The sequence below is a fragment of the Chitinophaga sp. Ak27 genome (genome assembly GCF_012726295.1).
Classification (GTDB): domain Bacteria; phylum Bacteroidota; class Bacteroidia; order Chitinophagales; family Chitinophagaceae; genus Chitinophaga.
Window position 1 is genome coordinate 70,259 of record NZ_JABAOB010000001.1, and the last position, 26,018, is coordinate 96,276.

20 protein-coding genes and 1 tRNA gene are annotated in these 26,018 nt (G+C 48.4%); 13 read left to right on the forward strand and 8 right to left on the reverse strand.

Annotated features, from left to right (window positions below; all coding sequences use genetic code 11):
• Positions 1-98 precede the first annotated feature (98 nt).
• Both HGH90_RS00290 and HGH90_RS00295 read left to right on the forward strand, forming a co-directional pair.
• The gene (locus HGH90_RS00290) at positions 99-2,480 is read left to right on the forward strand and encodes an ABC transporter permease (RefSeq protein WP_169190074.1); all 2,382 of its coding nucleotides are present in this window, start codon (positions 99-101) and stop codon (positions 2,478-2,480) included.
• 345 nt (positions 2,481-2,825) lie between these two features.
• On the forward strand, positions 2,826-3,611 hold the full coding sequence (locus HGH90_RS00295; RefSeq protein ID WP_169190075.1) for a phytanoyl-CoA dioxygenase: 786 nt from the start codon (positions 2,826-2,828) through the stop codon (positions 3,609-3,611).
• 75 nt (positions 3,612-3,686) lie between these two features.
• On the opposite strand, the gene HGH90_RS00300 is transcribed toward HGH90_RS00295, so the two are convergent.
• Both HGH90_RS00300 and HGH90_RS00305 read right to left on the reverse strand, forming a co-directional pair.
• Complete coding sequence (locus HGH90_RS00300; RefSeq protein WP_247679952.1) at positions 3,687-4,313, reverse strand: response regulator; 627 nt, start codon at positions 4,311-4,313, stop codon at positions 3,687-3,689.
• A complete protein-coding gene (locus HGH90_RS00305; RefSeq protein ID WP_169190076.1) occupies positions 4,306-6,198 on the reverse strand; it encodes a sensor histidine kinase in 1,893 nt (630 codons plus the stop codon). Before HGH90_RS00305 ends, HGH90_RS00300 begins: the two co-directional genes overlap by 8 nt.
• Before the next feature lie 237 nt (positions 6,199-6,435).
• On the opposite strand from HGH90_RS00305, the gene HGH90_RS00310 reads away from it, so the two are divergent.
• Positions 6,436-6,825 carry a hypothetical protein gene (locus HGH90_RS00310; RefSeq protein WP_168765520.1) on the forward strand — a complete coding sequence of 130 codons (390 nt, stop codon included), beginning with the start codon at positions 6,436-6,438 and terminating at the stop codon, positions 6,823-6,825.
• Positions 6,826-6,905: 80 nt separating this feature from the next.
• Here HGH90_RS00310 and HGH90_RS00315 read toward each other — a convergent pair whose 3' ends face one another.
• Entirely contained in the window at positions 6,906-7,256 is a 351-nt protein-coding gene (locus HGH90_RS00315) for a winged helix-turn-helix transcriptional regulator (protein WP_169190077.1), read from the reverse strand.
• A gap of 157 nt (positions 7,257-7,413) precedes the next feature.
• On the opposite strand from HGH90_RS00315, the gene HGH90_RS00320 reads away from it, so the two are divergent.
• The 5 genes from HGH90_RS00320 (at position 7,414) to HGH90_RS00340 (ending at position 12,826) form a co-directional block, all read left to right on the forward strand.
• The gene (locus tag HGH90_RS00320; RefSeq protein ID WP_169190078.1) at positions 7,414-7,770 is read left to right on the forward strand and encodes a DoxX family protein; all 357 of its coding nucleotides are present in this window, start codon (positions 7,414-7,416) and stop codon (positions 7,768-7,770) included.
• A gap of 100 nt (positions 7,771-7,870) precedes the next feature.
• Positions 7,871-9,280: a TolC family protein gene (locus HGH90_RS00325; protein WP_169190079.1), complete on the forward strand. Its 1,410-nt coding sequence runs from the start codon at positions 7,871-7,873 to the stop codon at positions 9,278-9,280.
• 34 nt (positions 9,281-9,314) lie between these two features.
• Positions 9,315-10,271: an HlyD family secretion protein gene (locus HGH90_RS00330; protein ID WP_169190080.1), complete on the forward strand. Its 957-nt coding sequence runs from the start codon at positions 9,315-9,317 to the stop codon at positions 10,269-10,271.
• A gap of 6 nt (positions 10,272-10,277) precedes the next feature.
• A complete protein-coding gene (locus tag HGH90_RS00335) occupies positions 10,278-11,447 on the forward strand; it encodes an ABC transporter permease (RefSeq protein ID WP_168765525.1) in 1,170 nt (389 codons plus the stop codon).
• A gap of 77 nt (positions 11,448-11,524) precedes the next feature.
• Positions 11,525-12,826 (forward strand): amylo-alpha-1,6-glucosidase, encoded by a 1,302-nt coding sequence (locus HGH90_RS00340; RefSeq protein ID WP_169190081.1) that lies wholly within the window; start codon positions 11,525-11,527, stop codon positions 12,824-12,826.
• Between the two features lie 61 nt (positions 12,827-12,887).
• On the opposite strand, the gene HGH90_RS00345 is transcribed toward HGH90_RS00340, so the two are convergent.
• Entirely contained in the window at positions 12,888-13,250 is a 363-nt protein-coding gene (locus HGH90_RS00345) for a VOC family protein (protein WP_168765527.1), read from the reverse strand.
• 142 nt (positions 13,251-13,392) lie between these two features.
• Between HGH90_RS00345 and HGH90_RS31925 the strand changes: the two genes are divergently transcribed.
• On the forward strand, positions 13,393-13,521 hold the full coding sequence (locus HGH90_RS31925) for a hypothetical protein (RefSeq protein ID WP_262888533.1): 129 nt from the start codon (positions 13,393-13,395) through the stop codon (positions 13,519-13,521).
• A gap of 91 nt (positions 13,522-13,612) precedes the next feature.
• Here HGH90_RS31925 and HGH90_RS00350 read toward each other — a convergent pair whose 3' ends face one another.
• Together HGH90_RS00350 and HGH90_RS00355 are read right to left on the reverse strand one after the other, a co-directional pair.
• A complete protein-coding gene (locus tag HGH90_RS00350) occupies positions 13,613-14,887 on the reverse strand; it encodes a hypothetical protein (protein WP_169190082.1) in 1,275 nt (424 codons plus the stop codon).
• 350 nt (positions 14,888-15,237) lie between these two features.
• Positions 15,238-15,313: transfer RNA gene (locus HGH90_RS00355), tRNA-Gly, on the reverse strand.
• A gap of 112 nt (positions 15,314-15,425) precedes the next feature.
• Here HGH90_RS00355 and HGH90_RS32195 point away from each other — a divergent pair.
• The 4 genes from HGH90_RS32195 (at position 15,426) to HGH90_RS00370 (ending at position 23,717) form a co-directional block, all read left to right on the forward strand.
• Positions 15,426-15,791 (forward strand): DUF6660 family protein, encoded by a 366-nt coding sequence (locus HGH90_RS32195; RefSeq protein ID WP_410493667.1) that lies wholly within the window; start codon positions 15,426-15,428, stop codon positions 15,789-15,791.
• Between the two features lie 195 nt (positions 15,792-15,986).
• The gene (locus HGH90_RS00360; protein ID WP_169190083.1) at positions 15,987-20,312 is read left to right on the forward strand and encodes a CusA/CzcA family heavy metal efflux RND transporter; all 4,326 of its coding nucleotides are present in this window, start codon (positions 15,987-15,989) and stop codon (positions 20,310-20,312) included.
• Positions 20,313-20,333: 21 nt separating this feature from the next.
• Entirely contained in the window at positions 20,334-21,620 is a 1,287-nt protein-coding gene (locus tag HGH90_RS00365) for an efflux RND transporter periplasmic adaptor subunit (RefSeq protein WP_248276950.1), read from the forward strand.
• 42 nt (positions 21,621-21,662) lie between these two features.
• A complete protein-coding gene (locus HGH90_RS00370) occupies positions 21,663-23,717 on the forward strand; it encodes a heavy metal translocating P-type ATPase (protein ID WP_169190084.1) in 2,055 nt (684 codons plus the stop codon).
• A 48-nt stretch (positions 23,718-23,765) separates the two neighbouring features.
• Here the strand turns inward: HGH90_RS00370 and HGH90_RS00375 are convergent, their stop codons facing one another.
• Together HGH90_RS00375 and HGH90_RS00380 are read right to left on the reverse strand one after the other, a co-directional pair.
• Positions 23,766-24,065: a hypothetical protein gene (locus HGH90_RS00375; RefSeq protein WP_169190046.1), complete on the reverse strand. Its 300-nt coding sequence runs from the start codon at positions 24,063-24,065 to the stop codon at positions 23,766-23,768.
• Entirely contained in the window at positions 24,022-26,007 is a 1,986-nt protein-coding gene (locus HGH90_RS00380) for an FAD-dependent oxidoreductase (protein ID WP_168765531.1), read from the reverse strand. The genes HGH90_RS00375 and HGH90_RS00380 overlap by 44 nt, the downstream gene beginning before the upstream one ends.
• Positions 26,008-26,018: the final 11 nt, after the last annotated feature.

Genomic DNA, 26,018 nt, shown 5'->3' on the forward strand with positions numbered 1-26,018 from the left:
GACAAATGTCTTCTCTCTATCTCCCTATCCCCCCGCCCATCCACGCTATTCCTATCTGGCACTATCTTCGCGCCCTCGTTTCGCAATAACTACCCGCTATGATCAGGAATTTTTTTAAGGTGGCTTATCGCAGCCTGCTCCGCAACAAAGGCTTCTCCTTCATCAATATCACAGGACTAGCTATCGGCATGGCAGCTGCCGTCCTCATCCTACTCTGGATACAGCACGAACTGAGTTACGACCAGTTCCATACCAATAAAGACCGCATATACGAGGTGTGGAACCGGGTACCGCTCGATGGTAAAGTACAATGCTGGGGCAGTACTTCCACCTTGCTGGGACCTATTCTTGAAAAAGACCTGCCCGAAGTAGAACGGGTAGCCAGAGCCAGTTATAATAACGACTATCTCTTCACAATCGGCGACAGGAAAATGATGAAGACAGGTAGCGCAGTAGATTCGGGCTTCCTGCAAATATTCAGCTTTCCTATGTTGGAAGGCAACGCTGCTACGGCCCTTACTGATCCACATTCAGTAGTGCTCACCGCAACAGCTGCCAAAAGCCTGTTTGGCAATGAACCCGCCATGGGCAAAGTGGTGAAAATAGGTAATAAGGATAATTTCACCGTAACGGGCATCCTGAAAGACCTGCCCTCCAATTCAAAATTCAATTTTGAGTGCCTGCTTCCCTGGGAATATCTGAAAGCCAATAGTGACCGACAGGATTTTGGCTGGGGCGACAACAGCACCCCTACCTATGTGCTGCTCAAACCCCATACAAACTTCACCGCCGTAGCTAATAAACTAAAAGACCTGAAGCAACATTACCACGACGAATCCAAAACCCTCCACTGGGAACTCTTCATGTACCCGCTGGACCGCTGGCGTTTGTATTCCAGTTTCACCAACGGCCAGGAAGATGGTGGTGGTCGTAGTACCTTTGTAAAACTTTTCAGCATCATTGCAGGATTTATATTATTGATTGCCTGTATCAATTTCATGAACCTGAGTACTGCCCGCAGTGAAAAACGCGCCCGGGAGGTCGGTATCCGGAAAGTGGTAGGCGCCCAGAAGATGTCGCTCATTGGCCAGTTTATCGGTGAATCTATATTCCTCGCATTCCTGGCAGGGATAGTGGCGCTGTTCATTGTACAGCTAAGCCTGCCGGCCTATAATCAATTCACGTCAAAAAAATTATTCATTGATATCAGTAACGCCTATACGTGGATCGCTTTTTTCGGTTTTATCCTCTTCACCGGCCTGCTGGCAGGCAGTTACCCGGCTTTCTTCCTTTCTTCTTTCCAGCCGGTAAAAGTGTTAAAGGGTACCTTTAAAAGAACACATGCGCTGATAACACCCCGGAAAGCATTGGTGGTACTGCAATTCTCTTTTGCCATTGTGCTGATCATCTGTACCATTATCGTAAAGCAGCAAATTGACTATGCCCGCGAACGGGAAACAGGTTATAACCGCGATCGCCTGGTTTATCATGCCCTGACCGGCGACCTCGCAAAAAATTATGTTTCTATCCGGGAAGAGCTGCTAAGTACCGGCATTGCTACTTCCGTTACTAAAACCAATTCGCCACTTACAGAAAGGTGGAGCGATGGCTGGGGCCAGCAGTGGGAAGGTAAAGATCCCAACGATCGTACTGATTTCGATAGGTTTATGGCCGACGAAGCCCTTGGCGCCACCGCCGGGCTGCAGTTTGTGCAAGGGCGCGATTTCGATCTGAAAAAATATCCTACCGACTCTACGGGGCTAATTATAAATGAGTCGTCGCTGAAAGTGATGAAGTTTAAAGACCCAATCGGCAAGATAGTATCTGACCTGGGTACAGATTATCATATTGTAGGCGTGATCAGGGATTTTATTCTCACCAGTCCCTACGAGCCTACCCGCCCTATATTAATCTGTGGCGCAAAAAGCAGTTTCTTAACGTTTAATGTGATGCAAATAAAGCTGAATGGTCAGCATAGCGTCACCGCCAACCTCGAAAAAGCAGCCGGCATTTTCAAAAAATATAACCCGGATTTTGTTTTTGAACCGAAATTTGTGGATGCAGCGTATGCCCGGAAATTTGAGAGTGAACAGCAGCAAGGTACGCTTGCCGGATTGTTTGCCGGCCTGACTGTATTTATTTCCTGCTTGGGTTTATTTGGGCTCACCACCTATATGGCAGAAACCAGGGTGAAAGAAATCGGGGTGCGGAAAATCATGGGGGCTTCGGTAGCCAATATCACTGCCTTGTTATCGAAAGACTTCGTAAAGCTCGTGATCATTTCTTTCTTTATAGCAGCGCCTTTAGCCTGGTGGGGAATGCACAAATGGCTGGAAAGTTATGCCTACCGCGTAAGCATTGCCTGGTGGGTATTTGCAGCAGCGGGCATCTTATCCGTGTTCATTACGTTACTAACGGTCAGCTACCAGTCGATCAGAGCGGCCATCGCTAACCCTGTAAAAAGCCTTAGAACAGAATAACTGAAAACTATATGCGGGGCTGTGGTCAGCCCCGCTCTCATTCCGACTTCACTATCGATCCAACCTGTTTTACATTTGCCTCAAAAGCCGTACTCCGGTGAGATGAATAGCTGTTTAGAAAAGCTGGCATTGATAAGATGAATGGATTTGGATGTTTGTTAAAAAATTTCTATTTTAATGGCATGACAATGACTGTGATGTTATAAAACCTTCCTGACGTATACTCAGACAATATGCCATATTCCAGTGGCATATTTAACCCTATCACATACTTTTCTCTGTTAATTTTATTTGTCCTCAGCAGCAGGATTGCTGTGCTATGGACCTAACATTAAAATAAATTTCATGGCAGATATATTAAGCAAACAGGAAATCGATCAATTTATTACAGATGGATTCATTCGGATAGACCATGTATTTTCGCCGGCGCTTGCCAGTGGCATAGTAGATATCTTATGGCAGGATATTCCATTTAAAAAATTGGCCCCTGAAACCTGGACAGAACCGGTAATTCGCCTGGGCATGTATAATCAACAACCATTTATAGATTCAGTCAACACACCCGGATTGCATTCCATATTTAACGATTTAGTAGGTGAAAATAAATGGATACCATGTCGTAGTGTGGGAACATTCCCAATCAGGTTTCCTTCAGATAAACAGCCCAACGACACGGGTCTGCACGTAGATGCGAGCTTCCCTGGAGATGACCCGGCTGATTATCTTAAATGGCGTGTTAATATAAAGTCCAAAGGACGCGCGTTGTTGATGTTGATTTTATATTCGGATGTAACGGAAGCAGATGCTCCAACGGTCATCTATAAAAAGTCACATATCGATGTGGCAAAGCTTTTATATCCGGAAGGCGACAAGGGGCTTTCCTTTTTGGAGCTTACAGAGAAGTTGAACACCTTGCCCAGGCGGGAAGAAGTGTTGGCGGTTGGTCGGGCAGGTACAGTTTATTTATGCCACCCTTTTTTAGTACATGCAGGACAGGCACATAAAGGACATACGCCTAAATTTATGGCCCAACCTCCTTTGTTGTTACAAAGCGAGTTAGTTATCAGGGATGCTGTAGCGGGCTATATGCCGGTGGAGCAAGCTATTCGGTTAGCCATCAATGAATCATAGCACAAGTTTAATTACAGTTTATTCACCAAAGATGAAGTGGCTGGCCCTTTGGGCCAGCCAACGCAGGGAAATACATTATAACAGTTGTTGCTCCGCAGCCATCCGGATAAGTGCCGCAGTGTTGCCGGCTTCAAACTTCTGCATCAGGTTGCGGCGGTGTGTTTCCACGGTAAACTGACTCACACATAGCTCTTCTGCAATGCTGGCAGAGGTTCTGCCGGCAGCGATCATACTCAGCACCTGTTTTTCCCGCTTGGTGAGGTGCGGCGTGGCTTTGGGCTCATTTTGCAGGGGGCGGGTCATGATCGCCATCACTTCCGCACTGAAGGCTACTTTTCCATCCAGCACATCATGCACGCAGCGGACCAGTTCTTCGGAGGATGCGTTCTTCAGCAGGTATCCGCTGGCGCCTTGTTGCAGCATTTGCAGGATAATACTGCGTTCATTGTGGTTGCTGATAATAAGTACTTTTGTTTCCGGAGATGTTTTCTTGATTTGTTTACATACCTCTACCCCGCTGATATCCGGGAGTGTAATATCCAGCAGAACGATATCAATAAAACCGGCGCCGGGCAAAAAAGATAAAAAGGCCTGGCCGGCAGTAAAGGTGGCTACCACCTGCAGAGCTTCATTGGCCTGTAATAAAGTGGATAACCCTTCTATTACAATAGGATGATCATCTACAATAACGATGTTATTCATTGACATTAAGTTCTATGTTGATCGTAGTTCCCTCGCTTACCACCGAATCGATTTCAATTTTTCCTTTGAGGAAGTCGATGCGGTTACGAATATTATCCAGCCCCATCCCCTTCTTTGTGGTAGCGGGATTAAAGCCTCTCCCGTTATCTTCGACAGACAGATAGAAGATATGCTGGTTCTGGCTGCATTGCAGCATGATCTTGTCGGCCCCGGCGTGTTTGATAGCGTTGGCCAGCAGTTCCTGGGCAATGCGATAAATCAGGATCTGAGTTTTCTCCGGCAGGTCATGTTGCACGCCCAGCGATTGGAAATCGATCGATAAGCCCGGTGCCATATTTAGCTCGCACATATCTTTCAATGCGGTTTCCAGTCCAAAGTTCAACAGCGATTCCGGCATCATATTACGTGCTATTCTTCTTAGCTCGCTCACGGAACTATCGAGTTGCCCGATGATCTGGAACAGCTTTTCGTCCTGGAGTACGCTGGCCGTGCCGGAAAGGTTCATTTTCACTCCCGCCAGCATACCTCCCAGCCCATCGTGCAGATCGCGGGCCAGTCGCCTCCGCTCGCCCTCCTCTCCTTCCAGCATGGCTTTGGTGACGTCGAGCTCTTTCTGTTGTACGATCTCCTGCATTTTCCGGGCGGCCAGCTTTTTCTGATTCCTATAATAAGACAGGGCCCCTATTCCCAACACCAGCAACAACATAAATGCGGATGCCACCAATCCTGTAATCAGCCAGGCATTTTTGGTAGATAAGGCGGCCTTTTCATTCTTCGCTTTCAGGGCAGTGATTTCCTGCTTGTTTTCTGCATTCCTGAATTTGATCTCCAGGGCGTTGATATCCCGTTGTGTACGGGTTTTATACAGGCTATCACTCAAGCGGCTATACGTTTCCAGGTAATGGTAGGCCTGGGGAAAATTTCCCAGGCCTACGTACGCAGAGGTTAGTCCCTTCAATACCTTCACCCGGTTATAATCAAGGCTTGTGAGGCTTTCGTCTGCTATCAACCGTAACAGGAGATCCCTGGCGGCCGTATAATTTTTCATCTCTAGCAGGGTTTCGGCTTTCATCATTTCCAGTTCATCCACCCTGCTTGCGGCATTTATCCCGCTGGATGCTGCAATCCCTTTATCAAAGCTGACCAACGCAGCGGCATATGCTTTCATCTTATGATTGTAAAGGCCCTCCACCATGTAATAGCCGGTATACAAACCCGTTTCCGGATATGGTGCCAGCAATATTTTCATCGTATCCAGTATATCCCTGGCCGCAACATACTTCCCCAAGTTGATATAATTTTCTCCCGCCCGGTAAAGCGCCACCAGCAACCTGCTGGGTTCTTTGGCAGCAGGTTTCAGGATAGCGATAGCATGACTGAAGTATTGTTCTGCTTTTTCATATTGCTCGGTATTCGTAAATGCGATGGCTACGTTGGTATACTCAGAACCCAGCAGGGAACTGTCACCCGATAAGACCGCCAGCGGAATAGCTTTATTCAGTATCAGGTCAATAAAAGTTGCATCATCATCTTTTCCCTGTTGCTGTACCGCATAATTCTGCCAGGCGTTGGAGCGAAGCAGGTAGGCATTTTTAGAAGTGTCGTTGCGCAGCAGGGAATCTACTTTCATATAGCAGGCTTCACTCCGTGGCACGTCTTCATTGAAATACAGGTATCCTTCATGCGCAAAGGTCTGCGCCCACATCAAAGGATAATTTTTCGCCAGGCGCCGCGCTTCCATCAGGTATTGAGCGGCCCTGGCCTTATCGGTATTCATCCAGCAAAATACCAACAAGGTATTGAGTTTGGACTTTACGCTGTCGTTGGTTGCTTTCTGCAACAACAACGCTACACTGTCGGCATATCCTTTTTGATGTAAAGGCAATTGGGCTACAGATGCTACAGACAGGTATATGAAAAAACAAAAAACTAGCAGAAACCGGGTCATGTAAACAAAGTAATTAACAATTGCTGATATAAACGAAATAAATCAAAATATACTGGAAAACCAGTAGAAAAGAAATACAGGTTATCAGGATTGACTGGTAGCACGCCCTGACGCTACCTTTACATCTGCAGAGAAACCGAACTGCAAGGATGCATAAACATTAAAATTTCAATTATGAAACTATCACAGAAACTACTGCTATTATCTACATTGTTGTTGGCCTTGGTTTTTACCGCCTGTAAAGGAAAGAAAGATGATCCGGCTCCATCCGGACACAAAATTAAATTCAAAGCGATAGCCACCGCCGGCTCCAAAATTACGAACACACAATTCGGAGCATCTGGTGGTGAAGTTACCAGCGCGTCCAACCTCAATGTTACCACCTGGGAAAGTCCGGAAGTAACCTATCCCGGCAACGTAGTAAGCGTGTACCTGGGCGTAGGCGGCGACGGCAAAGACGCTAATGCTGTACTGAAAGCGCAAATCTATGTAGATGGTGTGCTGAAAAAAGAAAGTGTGACTACCGGTACTGTATTTATTGCGAACGTTATTTATACATTTTAACCCTCATCACCCATCGGCTCCCCTGGCGATGACCGGGGAGCCTGGTTGGGTGATGCGGTATCTTCTCTCTCCCAAAAAAATTATACTCTCTTTACATCCCGCATATGCTCACTGGCCCATTCTGCCAGCCGGTATAAATGCGGTAACAGGCTTTCTCCCCGGGCAGTTAATGTATACTCCACCCGCGGCGGGATTTCAGGATATAGCTGCCGGGATATCAACCCATCTTCCTGCAAACGCTTCAAGGTAGCCGTCAGCATCTTCTGCGAAACATCTCCGATCCTTTCCTGCAACTCATGATAGCGCAGGGGACTTTCTCCCCGGTCCAGTGTAATCATCACTAATACCGTCCATTTATCGCCAATACGGTCAAATACATCCCTTACCGGGCAGAAGTCGACGCTGCTATCATTTTTAAAAAAAACTTTCATGTTAATGGCTTGATTTTCATCATTACATACCTCTGGGTGCGTAAGACACCAATACGTGCCTTATTTGTTGATATACAACTAGTTAATAGCTTCGTACCGACAAAAACCCCGCGGGGGGCTGCAATAATCATCAAATATAAAACCATCAGCGCACATCATGAAACTAACGTATCGCATTTCCACTGTTCTCTTCTTATTATTAATGTTGGTCACCGCCATCACCGATGTGATGCGGATAGACCCGGTACTAAAAACTGTGCTGCACCTGGGATACCCGGCCTATCTGCCGCTAATGATTGGCGGTGGGAAGCTAGCAGGCATCCTGTTGTTGTCCCTGCCCCGCTATACCCGCTGGAAAGAATGGGCCTACGCTGGCTTTACGGTATTATTTTTCAGCGCTGCCATCTCCCATGCGGTATCAGGAGATGACACCGGGAAAGTATTGTTTCCATTAGCCATGGAAGTACTACTGCTGGTATCCTATGTCAGCATGTGGCGAGAGATAAACAAATGAAATGATATATAATTCATCGATATTTAGCATCGAATCAAACATTAGTTTATTTTATGTGTTATTATGGTAAAATGAAAAAGTAACGCCATATATGCTATCGATGAAAAGTAAGCTACCCTTCCTGCTCCTGTCATTTATCAGTTGTTGTTACTACGCCAAAGCCCAGACTGCGCCGGGCTTTAAGGAGTTACTCGACAGTGCCATGGTTCGGGATGCGGATATCAAAGCCCAACTTACCAAAAATAAACTGACCGGTCTTGACCAGCATAAACTGAAAGATGCGTACCTGCCTACGCTGGAGCTGAGTGGCATGGCAGGATATCTTAATGCCACCGCGCATGTGATTTCCCCGGAACTCAACCTGCAACCTTTTCTCAATATCCCCGAAGGGAAATACAACAATAATATCAACGTATCCGGCTTTTCCGGCCTGGCAAAGGCCGATGCCAAAATGTTGCTTTATGCCGGAGGGAAGATAAAAGCCCTTGGTAAGGCTTTGGAAGAAAAAAAACTGTCGGAAAATATTTTAGTAGAGAAAACAACCGACGAGGTAGTCGCCGTTATTTCCCGGGCTTACGACCAGCTGGCACTGGTACATCAGTCGGGCAAAGTGCTTGATGAAGGCAGGAAGCGGCTGGCCGCCAACCGCAAAACGGCCGATAAAGCCCTGGGCTATGGATTGATTACACCTTATGATCACAAAAAAATAGAGCTGGCACAAGCCACCTTAGACGCCAAGGTAGCAGAATATGAAGGAAAAAAAGCCCTGTTGCTCACGCAACTGGAAGTACTGACCGGCATCAGCCAGGAAAGATTGCGCCTCATAGAGCCCGCACTGGCAGCTGTAGTACCGGCTACCCCGCAAAAAACAATACACGAACGCGCGGAAATACGTGCACTCGATCACGGTATCAATGCATCGGAGTTTAAAATCAAAGCCGAGCAAACCTGGTGGATCCCTAAAGTACAGGCCATGGCATCTACCTTTTACCTGGGCCTCTATGGCAGCAGGGTTAAGTCTTCCGACAATATTATCCCGCCCATTCCCGCCATCGGCTACCCTGGCCGCAAGCTCGACTGGCGACCCACTAACCTGAATATTTTCCCGATAGTAATGGCCGGTATAGGATTTAAATGGGAAATTTTTGATGGCAGGGAGGGTAAACACGCCATCGAAGTAGCCCGCATCGACCGGGAGCTGTTGCAAAACCAGAAATACGATGCTCTGCGCAAACTTACCTTAAACCAGGCCAACAACCAGTCCGAATACAACATTGCCAATGCACAGATAGCGCTCAAGAAAAAACAGAAAGAAGTAGCCGCTGACGCATTGGTACAGGCAGAAAAGGAATTCCGGTATGGCATGAGTAAATCCACCCAGCTGATAGATGCGGAAAATGACCTGGAGATGGCGGAGCTGGAATACCAGAATGCCATTTTCAATCAACGCCGCGCGGCTATTGAATTAATGCGTTCTACACAGGAGCTGGACGTCAGCAAATTATACTAACTAATATTCCACTACTAATATTAATTGCTATACAATGAGAATCTATACGGGCTTATTATTAATCAGTTTGCTGCCACTCTCCGCCTGTGGCCCCAAAAAGCGCGGTGCTGGTGACTTTGAAGGAAAAGCCAAAAAAGATGTGATCTCCTTTGCTCCGAAGGTGACCGGCAGAATACTGAAAATTTATGCAGTAGAAGGACAAACCGTGAAAAAAGGCGATACCCTCGCGCTGTTGGACGTGCCGGAAGTATCAGCAAAAATTGCCCAGGCAGAAGGCGCCGTCAACGCGGCCACTGCACAGGAACAGATGGCCCGCAACGGTGCAACCGCCGACCAGATGAGGCAACTCCAGGCCAAGTACAAAGGGCTGAAAGAACAATATGATTTTGCACAGAAATCGTACAACCGGGCTACTAACATGTTCAACGACAGCCTGATGTCGCCCCAGGCCTACGATGAAATATATGCAAAGATGCAAGGCGCTAAAGCACAGTTCGATGCAGTAGTAGCAGAACTCGACGACGTAAAAAAAGGTACCCGCATTGAAAAAGTGAAAATGGCCGCCGGCCAGGCCTCCCAGGCCAAAGGCGCCTTACAGGAAGCCAACGTGGCCTACTCCGAAAGATACATCATTGCCACCAACGACATGGAGATTGAAACCATTAGCCTGAACCCCGGGGAACTGGCTACCGCCGGCTTCGCCCTGTTCAACGGCTATATTCCGGGCAGCACCTACTTCCGCTTTACTGTACCAGAGAGCAAGATCAGCAGGTATAAAAAAGGCCAGGACGTAAACCTGCAGGTAGTATATAACAAAGAAGAACTGGCAGGCACCATTGCCTCTATCAAACAGCTGACCCGCTATGCAGATATCACCACGGCCTATCCCGACTACCAGATACAGGATGCTGTATACGAGATTAAAGTATTGCCGAAGGATACCGGCAAGACGAAAGAGATCCTGGTAAACGCAAACGTTATTCTGAAATAAGCAGGCATGAAAGAATTTATCCGATTATTGAAACGTGAGTTTAAGCTATTCCTCGGCAACTCCACCCTACGCTCTGTATTCTTCCTGGCGCCGGTGCTGTACGCCACCCTGCTGGGATTTGTGTACAAAAGCGGGAAGGTGGAAAATACTCCCGTCATCGTTATCGACAAAGACAATACCCCGCTCTCGAACCAACTGCTCGAAATGCTGGGCGATAATAAAAGCATCAAAGTGTTCAAATATCTCCGGGAGCCCGGTAATCTCAATGATGAGGTCATCAGAAGAGGCGCCGCTGCCCTGGTGATGATCCCTTCCCGGTTTGAGGCCGATATCCTGCAGAAGAAATACCCGGAAGTAAATGTATACGTTAATACCGGCAACGTATTAACCGCCAACTTTGCCTCCAAAGCGTTGCAATTGACCATCGGCACTTTCTCTGCCGGCGTATCTATCAAAGGGTTGCAGAAAATGGGCATGCCCGCCTCCAGGGCCATTACCCAATACGAACCCTTTAAAACCAACTACATCACGCTATTCAATACCACCAGCAATTACCTCATATTTATGTGGCCTGCTATGCTGGCCGTAGTATTGCAACAGGTAATCCTGCTGGCCATGGCAGTGAGCTTCGCTGCAGAGTTCCAGCGTGGATCATTTGTAAACGAATACCGTCACCTACGCCGTTGGGCGTTCCCCATCATGCTGATAAAAGTGATTCCGGTATGGGTATTTTCTATCCTGATTGTATCCATTTACTACCTGATGCATATTCTTTTTTATGTGCCACTACCTCACGGTATTATCAACTTCATGTGGCTCACCGCTTTCTTCGTCGGATCGGCCTCCTTCATGGGCGTATTCGTCAGTATCCTGATTCCCGATGCCCTGAAAGCCACCCAGGTACTGATGGTGATCGCCTCTCCGGCCTTCATTATCAGCGGCTTTACCTGGCCGCTCAATGCCATGCCTGTATTTGTACAGGCGCTGGCCAACATCATCCCGCTCACACCTTTCCTGCAGGCATTTAAAATACTACTGATACAAAAAGGCTCGGTAACGCTCACCTATCCATATATTCAGCACCTCGGTATTTTATTGCTGGCCTATGCTTTCCTGGGCTGGCTGGCGCTGAAAATAAAGCTACGAGGTCTGTTCAGGGCTGCTGCCACCCAGTAACCCGTGCTGGTAAAATAGTGTTGAAGAAAGTCAACCTGGTTCTTGTTTGTTCCGGCAGTCTGACAGACATTTGCCCCATGTGTAACAAGTACTTTTTTCTCTTCCTGGCAGCCTGTTTGCGCATGACTGCCCTGCAGGCCCAGGACCGGCAGCAACTAGCCCGCAATATACTCGCCGACAAACAGCTGGATACCGTTCAGGCCATGGCAGCAAGATTGCTGGCCAAAGGTTTCAACGCCGGCGACGGATACCCACAGGTATGGATACGCGATATGAATACCTTTATAGAAACCTCCTGCAAGGTGTATAACATCGATACGATCCGCAAAAACCTGCTGACCTTCTATGCCCTGCAACAACCCAACGGCGAAATCGTAGATGGATATGTACTCAAAGGACATGTTACCTGGAATGATCCTAATATCTACACTTCCGACATGGAACCGGCGCATGTAGGCTTTAAAAATACCGTAGAAACTGACCAGGAAACCTCCCTTATACAGGCCTATGCCAAATACATCCGGCTGACCGGCGATACCGCCATTCTCCAGGAAGTAATTGGCGGCAAAACTGTTTTACAACGAATGGCCCTATCAATTCAATACCTCCTAAAAAACCGCTATAGCGATAAGTATAAATTGCTGACCGGCGCCACCACGCAGGACTGGGGCGATGTACAGGTAGAAGGCGGCGCCACCGTGGATGTAGACGAACACACGCACTGGGCAATAGATGTATACGACAACGCCATGTTGGTGATAGCCCTCAAAGACCTCCGCAGCTTCTCTACAACGAATGCCGATAAGCAACGCTGGGCAACGCTGGAAAAACTAACGGCCACCCACATACGCAAATACCTCTGGGATGAACAACACCAAAAGTTTATTCCGCATCTGTATGTTAAAGACTCCCCTTTCCCGCCGGACTTCGATGAAAACAAGATTCACTTTCATGGCGGCACAGCGATAGCGATTGAAGCAGGGTTGCTGTCCAAAAAAGAAATTGCACATGTCAATCAGCAAATGCTGGAAAATGTAAAACTATCGGGAGCCCCGTCCATCGGCCTCACGCTTTATCCGCCCTATCCGGAAGGCATCTGCAAAAATTCCAATGCCTCCAAACCTTATATTTACCAGGATGGCGGCGACTGGACCTGGTTTGGCGCCCGCATGATACAGCAACTCGTAGCCAACGGTTTTGTTGGGGAAGCCTATAGCGAAGTGCAACCCATGATTAACCGGGTGATTAAAAACGGGAAATTCTATGAGTGGTATGGTATCGACGGAAAGCCAGCCGGCAGCGCCGATTTCAAAGGAAGCGCAGGCGTATTGTCTAAAGCGATAGACATGCTGAGGAGCTGGGCTGCCGCGAACAAATAACTTTTTTTTATTAAACGGGAAGCAGTGGGCCATCGTCCACTGCTTCTTGCTTTCACAAAGATTATAATGACCAAACAGCCAGTTCATAGCCGTCGGGATCTGTAAAATGAAACCGCCGGCCACCGGGGAAACTGAAGATATCCTTTACGATAGTACCTCCCGCCCGTATCACCTTCTCCTGTGTACCTTCCAGGTTGTCGGAATAAAGAATAATTAAAACCGTTCCCCTCACCGGCTTACCGATGGTAAAACCACCATCAACATAATCGCCTTCAAATGCAGTATACTCCGGGCCGTAGTCTGTAAAGTTCCAGCCAAAACTTTTGCTATAAAATTCTTTTGCTTTAGAAAGGTCTTTCGACAGGAACTCTATATACTGTACCTGCTCGTGTTTCAATTTGCGTTTAGATTGCGTATCTGCCATGGTGCGGGTGTTTTATGTAAAGATATAGCATCGCGCGTTTCTCCCGTTTGTAAAAAAACGACAATGCAAAGAGAAGTAGTTGTTTGATGACTGCTTTGTAAAAGTTATTTTTACAAATACCTCCAGTCAAACTGATGATATCATGGAACACGATGTAGATTCAAAGGCTAAACGATTGCGGGAAGTGGCATTCTCCACATTCAAGTTGGGCTGTATTGGCTTTGGCGGCATTGCCGGCATGGTAGCCACCATTGAAAATGAAATCAGATAAGGGTCAACACTGTTACGTAAACGGCGGACAGCTATTCAATTTAAACTGGCTTCCCATCGATAGCGGAAGCCTATATTTTTTAGAATATCTCTTAAAGCAGCCGTTTTACGCGGAACACACCATCTATCTGATGTTCTCTATATACAATTTTATCACCTACCGGTTGCTGTGAGCTGGCGCGGTCCATATGGAATTTGCCGGTGATATATCCATCTACCGGGCCAACACTAAATACGTTTAAATAACCTGGGCTGGGGAGCGAAGTTTGGCCTACTTGATAATAACTCAGGAATACCTGGTTACCTTCCTGCTGCATATGAAAATAGGTTTCGGCAGACCAGCCACGACTGCCTTCCTTTGCGGACAACCAGGTAATATTGCATTCGGGGAAGGAACCTTCCCAGGGCAACCCACCTACACGATTCACGCCATTACTGCTACTGCCGGTTGCAGCTCCTATCAGTTGCCAGTCGCCTCCATCAATTTTCACCGCAATACCTTCCGGCATCACATATATCCGAGCCAATATCAATCCCTGTGCACCATCTTTTAATTTGAGCCGTATACTTACGATAGCCGGATTGGTGACGGGTATGGTACCCGGCGCCACATACACCGCGTGGCTACCATCGGATGTAAGCTTACCGGCTCCCGATAGCTCCCACTTGTCAATGTATTTTAACGGCAAGTCATTCTTAGGACTGTTGATATAAGTTTCCACACCTTCTTTTGTTAATGGCGCCAGCAGGTCTTCCCCGCTTGCATCGAAGTAACTCTTTACCGACAGCGCCGTGGTGCTGCCGGGGTCTACAAACGCCTCTGCGGGCTCTACAAATACGGCTTCAAAGAAGCTCCAATCGCTGAAATGTGTGGTCTTCACACTCACCGATTTCATTTCCTTGTTCAATGTTACACCTCCTACTGCCTTCCATTTGCCGTAGCCATCCTGGTAAGCGATACCCAATGCCTCCGGAAAGGTTCGGAGCAACTCCTCCTCCCGGTAACGAAAGGTGATGGTGGCAGGTTTGCTGAGCACCTGGTGGGGGGTAATACGAAAAGCTTTGCCCAGTCCGGCAATATTAGTATTGGTAATAGGCTGTATTGTAAACGTCGTGGCGCTGTTAACCGCGCCGGCGGGGATATCTATGGATATATGGGTATCTGCCGTAGCAATAGTACCTCCTGCAGGGCCAATAGTTTTAATGACCGGCGCCCCATCTACCACGCCTGCGGGCACTTTTATACCACCGGTAGTATCAGTAACAGGATCAGGAGCCGGTTGGGGTACTACGTCATTATTTTTCTGGCAGGCAGCCAGGAGTATGGCCAGCAAAGTGGCTTTCCATAAATACTTTACTTGTTGCATATAATGTCGGGGTTATTTATCCTCGCACAAAATTACCCCGATGCAGTGTGGCCCACCTCAGTAGTACTACGGAGAAATAAAATTACGTTGTGGTCATTCTTTTTGTGGGTGGTGGCAACATACAGCTGATTTGCTTTGTCAGCGGGCTGCCGAAGGCCGGTAAAGCTAGTACGATAATAGCCAGCTGCCTTAAAAGTTTCTTTGTACCGTTCATAAATAATGTTGTTGATTTAAAATGATGGGGCAAAACTAGACCTTGAGCAGGTCTTAAAATTGTATAATTCTGCCAATGCAAAAAATGCAGTGGAAAAACAAAAAAGCGCCCCGCAATCAGCGAGGCGCTTAAAATCTGGAGCGGAAGACGGGACTCGAACCCGCTACCTACAGCTTGGGAAGCTGTCGCTCTACCAGGTGAGCTACTTCCGCAGGATGACTAAAGATAAAAAATTTAATCATTCAAATCGCTGATTTCTCTTCTAGATAAAGATGAAGGAAAAAAACGTAAATAGATAGCATAGGCAATGCTAAAATTTGCAACATGGTTATTATAATAATTGTTTATCACGCCATAAAATGTCCTATTTTTGTTTACGTGAGATATTTTGCTATCATATTAAGCATGGTCCTTCTGGCGCTGAGCACTATAACGTGCAGCGACGAATTACCATTGTCTATAGCAAAAGGTAGCAGTTACGAGGTGAATAATGCCGACACCCATCAACATGCCCATAAAGATTTCTGCTCCCCCTTCTGTGCATGCAGTTGCTGCGCAGCGCCGGTCATTCTTTCCATGACTTATTTCACAACAGTTCCTGCTACGCGTACTACCTTTATTTATAGCGAAACCCCTGTGGGTGTTATTTCCGACCTTCCCCAAACAGTTTGGCAGCCTCCCCGGGCCTGATCGTCCTTTATTGTTTCAATCGCTGCTAATGCAGCAAACAGCCTTATCGTAAACTTCCGTATCGTTTTTGCTACTGCGAAAAGGGAATCTTATGCCTGTTGGCATGAGGACCGCACTTTCGCTGCCAGCAAATGATTACCGGCGCGCTCCTGGCGCTGCCGCGACGACCCTACGGGGTACAATTTATCATTAGCTATGCTTAATAAAATCATTCGTTTTAGTATAAAGAACAAGTTGATCATTGGCCTGTTCACGCTGGCGCTGATCATCTGGGGCGTTTGGAGCGCTCTCCGGCTGCCCGTGGATGCGGTTCCGGATATTACGAACAACCAGGTACAGATCATTACCCAAACGCCTACCCTGGCAGCCCAGGAAACGGAGCAACTCGTTACCTACCCCATTGAACAGAGCCTGGCCAACTTGCCGGATCTCGTTGAAATGCGCTCTATCTCCAGGTTTGGCCTGTCCGTGATTACAGTGGTATTTGAAGATGAAGTAGACATTTATTTTGCCCGCCAGCTCATCGGTGAAAAGCTCAAAGAGGCAGAGCAAAAAATCCCCAAAGGCATCGGCACACCGGAGCTGGCACCGGTGAGTACCGGCCTTGGTGAAGTGTATCAGTATATTCTCCATCCTAAGAAAGGGTCGGAAAATAAATACACGGCGATGGATCTCCGTACCATGCAGGATTGGATTGTAGCCCGCCAGCTGTATGGCACCAAAGGTATTGCAGAGGTGAACAGCTTCGGCGGATTACTGAAACAATATGAGGTGGCCGTTAACCCGGCCAAACTCAAAGGCATGAATATCACAATGTCCGAAATTTTCAATGCGCTTTCCAAAAACAATGAAAATACCGGCGGCGCCTACATCGATAAAAAGCCGAATGCCTACTTTATCCGTGGCATTGGCCTGGTAGGTAACATGGAAGATATCCGCAACATTGCCGTCAAATCAGTGAATGGTATCCCGGTGCTGGTGCGTGATGTGGCAGACGTACAGCTGGGCAGCGCTATCCGCTACGGCTCGGTAACGTACAACGGAGAAAAAGAAGTGGTAGGCGGTATCGTGATGATGCTGAAGGGCGCTAACAGCGCCGCTGTAGTAACGCGGGTAAAAGAAAAGCTTAACTCCATCCAGAAATCTCTTCCGGAAGATGTGGTGATTGAAGCTTATCTCGACCGCACAGACCTGGTGAACAGGGCTATCAACACCGTGAAAACCAATCTCGTTGAAGGCGCCCTGATCGTTATTTTCGTGCTGGTCTTATTCCTTGGTAATTTCCGGGCTGGGCTGATCGTTGCTTCTGCAATTCCACTGTCCCTTCTTTTTGCGCTGGGTATGATGAATGCCTTCGGGGTAAGCGCTAACCTGATGAGTTTGGGCGCCATTGATTTCGGATTGATCGTAGACGGCGCCGTCATCATTGTGGAAGCCACCTTGCATCATTTGTCGCTACGCAGCTCTGCGCAAAAACTCACCCAGGCTGAAATGGATGAAGAGGTATATGTTTCTGCCTCTAAGATCCGCAACAGCGCTGCTTTCGGGGAAATCATCATCATGATCGTGTATATCCCTATCCTGACGCTGGTGGGCATCGAAGGCAAAATGTTTAAGCCCATGGCCCAAACCGTGGCTTTCGCCATACTGGGCGCCCTTTTGCTCTCCCTTACCTATATTCCCATGGTGAGCGCGCTGATATTACCGAAAAAGGTATCGCATAAAAAGAATTTATCCGACAGGGTCATGGATTTCTTCCACCGGCTGTATGCGCCGGTGCTGAACTGGGCCATCCGCTTTAAATTAGCCGTGGTAGCAGTTACCGTCGCTATTTTCGGCATCGCCGTATTACTGTTTAGCCGTATGGGCGGTGAGTTCATCCCTCAGTTGGAAGAAGGTGATTTTGCTTTCCACTGCATTCTACCACAGGGAACATCTTTGTCGCAAAGCATTGAGACCTCCATGCAGGCGAGCCGGATTATACGCACGTTCCCGGAAGTAAAGATGGTGGTTGGCAAAACCGGCAGTGCGGAAGTGCCTACAGATCCCATGCCGCCGGAGGCTACCGACCTGATGGTACTGTTGAAACCGAAATCAGAATGGACTACCGCCAGAACTTACAACGAGCTGGCAGACGCCATCATGGAAAAACTGGAAGTGATACCCGGTGTTTTCTTTGAAGCCAACCAACCGATACAGATGCGCTTTAATGAGCTGATGACGGGCGTACGACAGGACGTTGCCATCAAGATCTTTGGTGAAAATATAGATACGCTAGCATCGCTGGCGCCCAGGGTAGCCGCGGTAGTGCAGTCGGTAAAAGGAGCCACAGGGCCACAGATCGAAAGGACCACTGGTCTCCCGCAGATCGCCGTACAATATGACCGCGCCAAGATAGCGGCTTACGGGATGAACATAGAAGACATTAACCGCACGGTACGAACAGCATTCGCAGGGGAGGCCGCTGGCGTTGTATTTGAAAACGAACGCAAATTTGATATGGTAGTCAGGCTCGACAGCGCCAGCCGCTCTTCTATCGATGATGTACGCGACCTGTTTGTGGCCTTACCAGATGGTAACCAGATCCCCCTCTCCCAGCTGGCCGATGTCTCCTTCCGTGAAGGCCCTGCCCAGATAAGTCGTGAAGATGGCCGGCGCCGCATTGTGGTTGGTTTTAATGTCAAAAACAGGGATGTACAAAGTGTGGTGAAAGACATACAGCAAAAGCTCAGCGCCGCAAGGCTGCTGCCCTCAGGCTATTACTACACCTATGGCGGTACTTTTGAGAATTTGCAGAAAGCGTCTGCGCGACTAACGATCGCCGTACCGGTTGCATTAGCCTTAATATTCCTGCTACTGTACTTCACCTTCCGCTCCATTAAAGAGTCGGTGCTCATCTTTACCGCTATTCCGATGAGCGCCATCGGCGGCGTTTTCGCCCTGCTGTTGAGGGGCATGCCGTTTAGTATATCCGCGGGCGTAGGTTTCATTGCCTTATTTGGCGTGGCAGTATTAAACGGGATTGTGTTGATCAGCACCTTCAATCAGCTGGAAAAAGATGGCATCAGCGATGTCATACAACGTGTTATCGAAGGCACGAAGATAAGACTGCGTCCAGTGCTGATGACTGCCACTGTAGCATCTTTCGGCTTCCTGCCCATGGCCTTGTCGAGAGGTGCCGGCGCAGAAGTGCAACGGCCGTTGGCCACTGTGGTCATCGGTGGACTGATTACCGCCACCTTCCTGACGCTGGTCGTGCTGCCCCTGCTGTATATCCTCTTCAATACTGGTTTTAAGCGGAAATTCCCTCCCGCAGCCATCGCAGTAGCATTACTCGGATACCTCTTATTCCCCCATGCCGTTGCAGCCCAGGAGATTCCCGGGAAACGCCTGGGGGTTAACAACGTGTTATCCATGGCGCAACAGAATCTGCAATATAACATCAACAAAGCCCAGGAAAAACGAACCCATATACAGATCCATTCAGCCGGCATGTTACCAAAGACCGGTGTATTTGCCGAAAACGAAGACCTGCGTCCCAGCGATCATACCGGCATCTTAAAGGTGGGACTTTCGCAAGCTGTAGCCTGGCCGGGACTTTACAAGGCGCAGAAAAAACTGTATACAGAACAGGCCAGGTATTACCAGGTGAACAATGCCATGCTAAATGTATCCATCAGGAAAGACATCCGGCAGGTTTACTACCAGCTCTGGTACCTCGATGATAAGGCCAGTCTCTATCGGCAGCTCGACAGCATTTACCAGTCCTTAACGGCGGCCGCAGTATTGCGGGTAAAGGCTGGTGAAAACCCGGGGCTCGACAGCATCTCCGCCCAGGCCAGGCAAAGGGAGCTGCGGACGCAACTGGAACAACTGAAGGATGACATCAGCATCCTGCAACAATCGTTGAAACAGTTATTGAATACGACAGATGCCATCCTGCCATTGGATGCGCCACTGGAAAAACTCGCATTTGCGTTTACCGGCACGACCACCGACAGTCTGCATCCGGCACTGGCCCTGCAACAACAGAACGTAAACATTGCTTCGGCAAATGTATCGGTGATCAAAAATGAAAACCGCCCTGAATTCTCCGGCAGGTTCTTTAGCCAGCGGCTATATGGTGTTACGGATCCTTACAGCGGTTTCTCCGTAACCGCCTCTGTTCCTTTGTTTGGTCTTGGCGCATATCGCAATAAGGTAAAAGCTGCCCGGGCAGAAGCAGAGGTACAACAGCAACAGCTGGAATATAACAAACAGGTATTTGGTACACAACAGTTGCAGATGACCAGGGAAGTAGAAAAAAATAGCCGCATGCTCCAATTTTATGAAAGCTCCGGCCTCAAACAAGCGCAGGAAATCATCAAAGCAGCCACCCTGGCTTATCGCGCCGGCGAGATCAGTTTTGCGGAGCTGTCGCAATTCCTGACACAGGCGATTACCATCCGGCAAAACTACCTGGACGTGCTGAATGCCTATAACCAGGCCGTTATTCAATACAACTATTTCAACAATCTATAAATTATTTAAGCCTTGTATAAAATGAGCAAGACAATTATCATGACTACCTTATGTGCCGGCGCCCTCTGGCTAACCGCGTGTTCCGGATCCGGTCCGGGCAAAAGCTCTGCTGAAGGGGAAGCGGAAGCCAGCTATAAAGAGGAACATGAAAATCCCAATACGGTTACCTTTTCCCCGGAGCAAATCAAAAGTATTGGCATCAGTACCGGCGCAGTAGAAACGAAGCAGCTTAGCTTCTCTCTCAAAACCAATGGTACACTACGTGTTCCCAACCAGAATAAAGCAACCATTAATTCACTTTACAGTGGCGTCATCCGCACACTGCTGATCCAACCGGGCAACACCGTAAAAAAAGGACAGGTCATTGCCACCATCAGCAACCCTTCTTTTGTACAATCACAAAGTGAGTACCTGGCCGTAATGACCCGGCTAAAGCTCGCTGAGCAGGAAGTGACCCGGCAGCGGGAACTGACGGCAGGCAACGCCGGGGCATTAAAAAACCTCCAGGCAGCAGAAACGGAATATAAAACGTTGCAAACACAAAGGTCTACCCTCGGTCAGCAAATCAGGATGATGGGTATCAATCCCGACCAACTGTCCAATGGCAGGCTCATCGCAGATCTTTCTGTTCGCAGTCCTATCAATGGAGTAGTCAGTAATGTAACCGTGCAGATAGGTAGTTATGTGGACCTGACCTCCCCTATTGCAGATATCGTGGACAACAGCCAGCTGCACCTGGATTTGTTTGTGTACGAAAAAGACCTTTCTAAATTGAGGGAAGGACAGACCATCCATTTTATGCTGACTAATAATCCCGGCAGGGAGTATGATGCTGAGGTCTTTTCGCTCGGTTCTACCTTCGAAGGCGAATCCAAAGCAGTCACCGTTCACGCGAAAGTAAAAGGCGACAAAACAGGTTTGATAGATGGCATGAATATTACGGCTATCATCAGTCTGCAGAAAGCAACGGTGCAGGCTATTCCAACGGAAGCCATCGTGAACCACCAGGGCCAGGATTATATTTTCATGGTAACCGATGAACATGCTGAAGCAGAACATCACCTGGCAAGTGAAGCTGGCCATGACCATAACACCGGGGAACCACATGATCACCAAGAAAAAGATACACCAGCTGCTGGTCGTGGGATTACCTTTGAAAAAGTACCCGTAGTAAAAGGTACTACCGACGTCGGATATACGGAGATTACTTTGCTGAAGGAAATACCCGCTGCTTCAAAGATTGTAGTAAAAGGTGCCTTTTTTGTATTAGCGAAAATGACAAATGCCGGGGAAAGTCATGAACACTAAGATCATGGTTCCCCGGATGTTTTAACTATAAATAAACTTTCTATGGATACTGCAACGCCTACTTCAAAAATAGCACCGGTGCGGCTGCCGGAAGCCGCTAATCACAATGCTCATGGCGATCATACAGGGATGGAAACCCAACATACTCATGGAGGGTTGTTTGGCAAACATTCCGAGCTCATCTTCAGTTTACTCTGCGGCGCGTTGCTGGGTACTGGGTTTGGCTTGTCTTACCTGGACCTGGCTCCTTCCAGCGTTTCACTGGGACTTTATATAGGGGCTTATTTCTTTGGCGGATTTTATACGGTCAAAGAGGCGGTACAAACTATTGCCAAAGGGAAATTTGAGATCGATTTCCTCATGCTGGTAGCCGCTGGCGGCGCCGGTATTCTTGGTAGCTGGGCTGAAGGCGCGTTGTTACTATTCCTGTTCAGCCTTGGCCATGCCCTGGAACATTTCGCCATGGAACGGGCAAAGAAATCTATTGCAGCCTTATCGGAGCTGGCGCCCCGTACGGCTTTCCGGAAAGAGAACGGTAGCACCCGGGAGGTGCCCATTACCGATCTTTCTCCGGGAGACGTGATCGTGGTAAAGCCCAACACTAAAATTTCGGCAGATGGTATTGTGGTAAAGGGCAACAGCAGCGTGAACCAGGCGCCTATTACCGGTGAAAGTATGCCGGTAGACAAGAAAGCTATAGCCGACCCTGAAATAGCGGTGGACATGGCTGCATCAATCGATGCGGCCTACAAAGTATTTGCTGGCACCATTAATGGAAATGAGTTACTGGAAGTAAAGGTAACCAAGGCGGCGAGCGACTCTACCTTATCCAGGTTGATCAGGCTGGTGAATGAAACACAATCGCAGAAATCACCCACCCAACTCTTTACCGACCGGTTTGAAAAATACTTTGTGCCGGCGGTTATCCTCATCGTTACGCTGTTATGCTTTGCCTTCCTCGTATTAGATGAGCCATTCAGCAAAAGTTTCTACCGCGCCATGTCGGTACTCGTAGCCGCCAGCCCTTGCGCACTGGCTATCTCCACTCCCAGCGCCGTATTGAGCGGCGTAGCACGTGCCGCCAGAGCCGGTGTACTGATCAAGGGCGGCGGCCCGCTGGAAGACCTGGGAGCACTGGAAGTATTAGCATTCGACAAAACCGGTACGCTGACAGAGGGTCGGCCTAAACTCACCAAAATTATTCCGCTGGCAGGCATGACAGAGAACGATCTGTTGAAGATCGTGGTAGCGGTAGAGTCGTTGAGCGACCACCCACTGGCCAAAGCTATTTCAAAAGGTGGCCGGGAGCGATTGAAAAATGAGTCCATTCCTTCTGCGCATGATTTGGAAGCCGTACTGGGCAAAGGCATCAAAGCCTCCCTGGGAGCTGATGATGTCTATATGGGTAATATAGCGCTTTTCCAGTCGCTCGATCATGAACAACCTAATGAAGCGATTGCCACGCAGGTAACAGCTTCAGAAAAAGAAGGGAATACCACCATGCTCGTGCGCAGAAACCAGGAATACATTGGCATCATTGCCGTGATGGACACGCCGCGGGCTGAAGCCAAACAGGCATTAGCAGAGCTGAAGGCGGCAGGCATCCGCCGCATGGCCATGCTCACCGGTGATAATGAAGAAGTAGCCAAAGCGGTAGCTGCCGAAGTAGGCGTAACAGATGTATATGCCAGTCTCCTTCCCGAACAGAAAGTAACTGTTATCCAACAGCTCACGAAAGACGAAAGCAAAATCGCTATGGTGGGCGACGGTGTAAACGATGCCCCTGCCATGGCCAAAAGCACCGTAGGCATAGCCATGGGCGCCGCCGGAAGCGATGTAGCATTGGAAACCGCCGATATTGCCCTGATGGGCGATAAGCTGTCGCTGCTACCATTTGCTATTGGATTGAGCCGCAAAGCACGGAAGATCATTCGTCAGAATCTCGTGATCAGCCTGAGCGTTGTAGCCATTTTAATACCGCTCACCATTTTGGGTATTGCTTCTATTGGCCCCGCGGTGATAGCGCATGAAGGGTCTACGCTGGTGGTGGTATTTAACGCCTTACGCTTGCTGGCGTATAAATGGGGACAAAAATAGCAGCCAATCACTATAATAAATAAGGCTTGTGAGTAAAACTTACCGGCCTTATTTTCTTTTAGTGCCTCCATAATCCATTGCAGGCTTTTTTCTTACCATATTTTCTTGTAGTACAAATGCGACAATCTTTTTAAACAGCTGGCGCACTTGATAAATACATACCTCGGTGTTGTTGTTTTCCGGAATGCGGGCACATTCGGAGCCTGCTGTGCAATGATGAACAGTAGTTGAAAAATCAGAGAGAGAAAAACCGCCACACGGTATGCGTGGCGGGTTTCCTCTCTCTAAAAATATTACCACCACGCTAACGGGCAATAAACAATAATGCATCCGCAACCACGGCTCCATCGGCCCCCGCGTTGCTAACTTCCACATACGCCTTTTCTCCTGCCGGCAACCGGAAAGTACCTAAAGATACCCATTCGCCGGAGGTTTGTCCTTCCACCTTAATAGCATCTGCTGCTACTTTCACCGGTATCAGCTTTTTCCCATCAAACACCTGTACCTGGGTAACCGTCGCCATATTGGCTTGTTTGGGTACATAACTGTAAATATGATATTCGCCGGCACGCTGAATACCTGGCGTAAAACGTACCCACTTCTGCGTACCGCCTTTACTGTCATCTATGTACAGGGAAGGACCATACCCTCCCCTTGTTTCTTTTTTCCAATCACCCTGTAATTTTACATGTGCAGCATCGTCATTGTCTACCAGGATTTCCGGCGTACTATTGTCTGCCAGTGGATTGGCCGCCAGCAATTGCTGTACCTTCTTTACAGGCACGTCCTGTACAGACACGCGGCTGTCGATAGCCACCACTGCCGCGGTAGCCGCTGATTGCGCCAATGCCATAAATACCGGTTCCATCCGGATAGAGCCATAAGCGATGTGGGAAGCCGACAAACAAACCGGCACCAGCAAGTTGGCACATTCGCCCGCCTTAGGGATCAATGCACGATAAGAAACAGGATACGGGCCGAAACCACCCACCTGCACATCGCCTTCGTTCTTCACCATGCCATTGACTACCAGGCGCTGACAGTTATGCGAATCCATCGTATATGCCGCCATGCCTACGCCGTCGTTTACCGTGGCGCGACCTTCACAGTTGGCCTGCGTCATCACGTATGCGCCTACCATGCGGCGCACTTCCCGCACATATAGCTGGGGCGACCAATGCCCGTTATTTGTGTACTCGTCCTTAGGGTATCCCCATTTTAACATCTCGCGACGTAGATGCTCGGGCATACGCGGATCGTGACCAATAAAATACAGCAAGCCCTTGTTGTATTGCTCGTGTTCACGGATAATCTGCTGACGGGTCGCCGCATCCGCTTCGGGATAATTGTAATTCATCCCTATCATATCGGTAGAAAATGCTCCATTGTTGTTGATATCCGTTTTACCATTGGGCATGAGGTCAAATTTCAGAAAACTTCCAAGTCCCTTGGCTGGCGCTTTTTCCAGCACACGCAATAAGAGCTCATACCGGGAAGCATCATATCCTTCCGGCTGCGTAATTGGGATCATGTTATCGGCCTGGTTGGTGAGACAGATACGGAAATTATACGCCTGCACACTTTTATCGCCTGTGCCTTTCGCCAGCAAAGATGCCGGGCTGATTCCCCACAACAAGCCACTCTCCGGCTTACCCGGCGTCTTATAGGGATCTATTCCGTCGGGGAACTGGTGTTTATCCCTTAGCTGTACGCCATTATAGGTTTCCTGGTAAACACTGTTATCTTCACGGCCAACAGTATACGAAACGCCGGCTTTTGCCATCAGGTCGCCTTCATAAGAACAATCAATAAACACGCGTGCCTTTACTACAATGGCAGATGTTCCCTGCACCGTAATTTCACGGATGTAGCCATTTTCCTTATGTACGGCCATCAGCTGATGTTCTTTCCACACCTCCACGCTGGCGCTTTTCAGGTAGCCATCAAATGTTTGCGAGGCCACACTCGGCTCAAATATCCATTGTTCAAATTTACCGTAGTGCTGGCCAATACGACGGTAAAAATCACGGGCCAGGCCGGTGATAGCGTACTTATTGCCGATGTCAGTATAGCCCAGGCCACCGGTGGTAAGCCCGCCCAGGTGTTTGCCGGGTTCTATCAGCAATACGGTTTTATGCAATTTTTTGGCAGTGTATGCTGCCATGATACCGGCGGAGGTACCGCCATACACGCAGATGTCTACTTCCTTGGGCGTACTTGCCCATACGGTTATTGGCATAGTTAACGGGCAACAAATAGCCAGTATCCATAATCTGATTGATTTTATCATAATCGTCATTT

Bases quoted from the DNA above. Each gene is read 5' to 3' on its own strand.
- HGH90_RS00290 (WP_169190074.1), top strand. From the start codon at position 99: ATGATCAGGAATTTTTTTAAGGTGGCTTATCGCAGCCTGCTCCGCAAC.
- HGH90_RS00295 (WP_169190075.1), top strand. From the start codon at position 2,826: ATGGCAGATATATTAAGCAAACAGGAAATCGATCAATTTATTACAGAT.
- HGH90_RS00300 (WP_247679952.1), bottom strand. From the start codon at position 4,313: ATGAATAACATCGTTATTGTAGATGATCATCCTATTGTAATAGAAGGG.
- HGH90_RS00310 (WP_168765520.1), top strand. From the start codon at position 6,436: ATGAAACTATCACAGAAACTACTGCTATTATCTACATTGTTGTTGGCC.
- HGH90_RS00315 (WP_169190077.1), bottom strand. From the start codon at position 7,256: ATGAAAGTTTTTTTTAAAAATGATAGCAGCGTCGACTTCTGCCCGGTA.
- HGH90_RS00320 (WP_169190078.1), top strand. From the start codon at position 7,414: ATGAAACTAACGTATCGCATTTCCACTGTTCTCTTCTTATTATTAATG.
- HGH90_RS00325 (WP_169190079.1), top strand. From the start codon at position 7,871: ATGAAAAGTAAGCTACCCTTCCTGCTCCTGTCATTTATCAGTTGTTGT.
- HGH90_RS00330 (WP_169190080.1), top strand. From the start codon at position 9,315: ATGAGAATCTATACGGGCTTATTATTAATCAGTTTGCTGCCACTCTCC.
- HGH90_RS00335 (WP_168765525.1), top strand. From the start codon at position 10,278: ATGAAAGAATTTATCCGATTATTGAAACGTGAGTTTAAGCTATTCCTC.
- HGH90_RS00340 (WP_169190081.1), top strand. From the start codon at position 11,525: ATGTGTAACAAGTACTTTTTTCTCTTCCTGGCAGCCTGTTTGCGCATG.
- HGH90_RS00345 (WP_168765527.1), bottom strand. From the start codon at position 13,250: ATGGCAGATACGCAATCTAAACGCAAATTGAAACACGAGCAGGTACAG.
- HGH90_RS31925 (WP_262888533.1), top strand. From the start codon at position 13,393: ATGGAACACGATGTAGATTCAAAGGCTAAACGATTGCGGGAAGTGGCA.
- HGH90_RS00350 (WP_169190082.1), bottom strand. From the start codon at position 14,887: ATGCAACAAGTAAAGTATTTATGGAAAGCCACTTTGCTGGCCATACTC.
- HGH90_RS32195 (WP_410493667.1), top strand. From the start codon at position 15,426: ATGGTTATTATAATAATTGTTTATCACGCCATAAAATGTCCTATTTTT.
- HGH90_RS00360 (WP_169190083.1), top strand. From the start codon at position 15,987: ATGCTTAATAAAATCATTCGTTTTAGTATAAAGAACAAGTTGATCATT.
- HGH90_RS00365 (WP_248276950.1), top strand. From the start codon at position 20,334: ATGAGCAAGACAATTATCATGACTACCTTATGTGCCGGCGCCCTCTGG.
- HGH90_RS00370 (WP_169190084.1), top strand. From the start codon at position 21,663: ATGGATACTGCAACGCCTACTTCAAAAATAGCACCGGTGCGGCTGCCG.
- HGH90_RS00375 (WP_169190046.1), bottom strand. From the start codon at position 24,065: ATGGAGCCGTGGTTGCGGATGCATTATTGTTTATTGCCCGTTAGCGTG.
- HGH90_RS00380 (WP_168765531.1), bottom strand. From the start codon at position 26,007: ATGATAAAATCAATCAGATTATGGATACTGGCTATTTGTTGCCCGTTA.